This window comes from Bradyrhizobium sp., assembly GCF_049512235.1.
Lineage (GTDB): Bacteria > Pseudomonadota > Alphaproteobacteria > Rhizobiales > Xanthobacteraceae > Bradyrhizobium.
This window is the reverse complement of sequence record NZ_JBEKXH010000744.1, coordinates 1-2,578: the sequence shown is the minus strand read 5'-3', so window position 1 is coordinate 2,578 and position 2,578 is coordinate 1. Positions and strand designations below refer to the sequence as shown.

Here is a 2,578-nt window from a genome sequence, read left to right as displayed (position 1 = left end):
CTGAAACTCCGGCCGGTCAAGCAGCAATTCCGGCCATTCCCAGGGCGGCGGAAGATTGCGCCGCGTGAAATCATCGAAATGACCCGATGGGCCAAGATTTTGAGTGACAAAGCCTTGAATTCCACCCGACATTTCCATCGTCCCTGGTTTCGCGGGGTAAAAGCTCTCTCAGATCAGGCGCCTTTATTTTATACTTAAAGTAATTTGGCGCAAGTGGCAAAATCGGCGCCGTCAGACGCTTTTGAAGGCTGGAGCGCGTCCGGATGATGTTGAACCATCGCTTAGGAGTAATGGCCGGACTTGTCCCGGCCATCCACGCCTGGTTGAGCGATTCCGTGAAACCTATCGTATCCGAGCTCTCGGTCCTCATCCTGAGGAGCGCGCGCCCTTGCGCGCGCGTCTCGAAGGATGACCCCGCGCCCTCACGGTTCGAGACGGCGCTGAAGAAGCGCCTCCTCACCATGAGGATATCCACTGAAGCTGGCCCTTGTTCGCGGTGACCTCGCGTCGCTACAGCAACTCGCCAAGCGCCGGACGCCTCACCATTGAAACTGTTGTCCGGCGAGTACTTCCTTCCTGGGAGTTAATGCCCGGCGAAGCGCGCTCTTCGCCCCGCCGCGTCTGCCCTCATCCTGAGGAGCGAGCCTTCGCCCGGAGGGCGAGGGCTCGCGTCTCGAAGGATGGCAGCTTGCACCATCTTTGCGGCCATCCTTCGAGACGCATCGCTTAAGCGATGAATCGCCGGACTAGCGCGACGCCAGTTCCATGAGGCGCGCAACCATCGCCGAGTCCGGGTCCGCCAGCGGCGCGATTGCGGTGAAATGATTGGCGCCGGGGATGGTACCGAACCGCGTCGCAAGGCCGGCTTCGCCCCAGCGATCGACGATGCACCGGCTTTGCCGAAAATATTCCGCGCTCTCCTGTTCGCCGACCACCGCGTCGAGACTTTTACGTGCGGGCGCATTCCAGAACAACGGGCTTGCCGCTCGCGCCGTGGCCTTGTCGAGATGCAGCGCGTTGTTGATCGAGGTTTCGACCAGCGGCGCGAGGTCGAACAGGCCGGAAATGGCATAGGCCGCGACCACGAGGTCTGCGGGCAAGGACGCATCGAACCCCGGCCAGTCGGTCGCCAGCAGGCAGGCGGCGAGATGCCCGCCCGCCGAATGGCCTGAGATCACGAGCGGCCGATCGAGGCGCGACAGCGCCCGCGTCACCATCCGCATCTGCCGGATGATGTCATCGACGGTGACGCCGGGACAGAGATCATAGCCGGGAATGGCGACGCTGAGCCCGTGGGCATTCAGCCCTCCGGCGAGGTGGCTGAAAAATGAAATGTCCAGCGCCTGCCAGTAGCCGCCATGAATGAAGACGACGACCGGGCCTTGGCCGTTGCCGGGAAAAAAGTCGATGATATTGCGCGCGCCGCGACCATAGGCGATCGAGCGAGGGGCGTGGCGCTCGCGATAGAGGGCGGCGTCCTGGGCCCAGCTGGCGATCAGCGCGGGGCTCTCCGGAACCCGCGCCCGGTTGTTGTATTCGACCTCGTAATCGACAGGCGCGTTCAAGTCACACCGCTCCCTGCTGTGCGGCTTTCCGGGCCGAGGCCTTGGTCTTGGCCAACAGCCGCATCAATTCGCGGACATCCTTCGGCGAAAGATCGGAAAATATATCGGCGATCCAGGTCTCGTGCTCGGCGGCCATCTTGCGGAACTCGGCGCGCCCGGTCTTGGTCAGGCGGATCACCTGAACGCGCCGGTCGGCATCGGATGTGCGGCGGTCGAGATGGCCCGATATGACCAGGCGCTCGACGAGACCGGTGACGTTACCGTTGGAAACCATCATGCGTTTCGAGACATCCGACAGCGTCATGCCGTCAGGCGCCTTGTCGAGCTGGGCCATCAGGTCGAAACGCGGCAGCGTGACATCGAACCGCGCCCGCAGCCGGCTGCGCACCTCGCCTTCGATCAAGGTCGTGCAAGTCAGGAGGCGAAGCCATAATCTGAGCTCGTCGCCATGATCCTGGGGCAGCTCGACGGCCTTGGTCTCGGAATCAAGGATCATGATGCCCCTTACCTGCTGGTTACCTGCCGCAAGCGCGAACGAGCCTTCGCGCGTGTGGCCTTTCAACTGAATGTTTTGACCTTCAAATAATTCAGCTGTTGCCGCAAGTCAAAATGCCATGGCGGCGGCCTCGCGACGCTCGCGAATTTCTTTAGGTATCAAATAATTGGCGCGCGGCTTGCATGCCGCCGTTGTGAAGATCGGGCTGGCTTGAGGCTTGGCTTGCGACGATAGCCGTCATCAGAATAAGCTTGCGTCACGAGAGCCCGTAGTTAAGTGATTTTGGCTGCGTAGCGGCCGATCAGGGGACAGATCATGAAACAGTGGTTGAAATTCGCAAGCCTGGCGGTTCTGCTGAGCGCCACCGCCGGCCACGCCGTCGCGCAGGAAAAGCTCAAGATCGGCCTGATCGTGACGCTATCGGGTCCAGCCGCGGCGCTCGGCCAACAGGCCCGCAACGGCTTCGAACTCGCGGTCAAGGATCTCGGCGGCAAGATGGCCGGCCGGGATGTCGAGG

Annotated in this window: 3 protein-coding genes; 1 reads left to right on the top strand and 2 read right to left on the bottom strand. The window is 62.0% G+C overall.

Annotated elements, in window-relative coordinates:
• Positions 1-746: 746 nt before the first annotated feature.
• Both ABSG20_RS34730 and ABSG20_RS34725 read right to left on the bottom strand, forming a co-directional pair.
• Positions 747-1,565 carry an alpha/beta hydrolase gene (locus ABSG20_RS34730; protein ID WP_423868948.1) on the bottom strand — a complete coding sequence of 273 codons (819 nt, stop codon included), beginning with the start codon at positions 1,563-1,565 and terminating at the stop codon, positions 747-749.
• A gap of 1 nt (position 1,566) precedes the next feature.
• Positions 1,567-2,061, bottom strand: a complete 495-nt coding sequence (locus ABSG20_RS34725) for a MarR family winged helix-turn-helix transcriptional regulator (protein ID WP_423868947.1) — start codon at positions 2,059-2,061, stop codon at positions 1,567-1,569.
• Positions 2,062-2,376: 315 nt separating this feature from the next.
• Here ABSG20_RS34725 and ABSG20_RS34720 point away from each other — a divergent pair.
• Positions 2,377-2,578, top strand: a 202-nt coding sequence (locus ABSG20_RS34720) for an ABC transporter substrate-binding protein (protein ID WP_423868946.1), incomplete at its 3' end; no start/stop codon positions are given.

Coding starts and splice junctions, on each gene's coding strand:
- ABSG20_RS34725 (WP_423868947.1), bottom strand. CDS start 2,061: ATGATCCTTGATTCCGAGACCAAGGCCGTCGAGCTGCCCCAGGATCAT.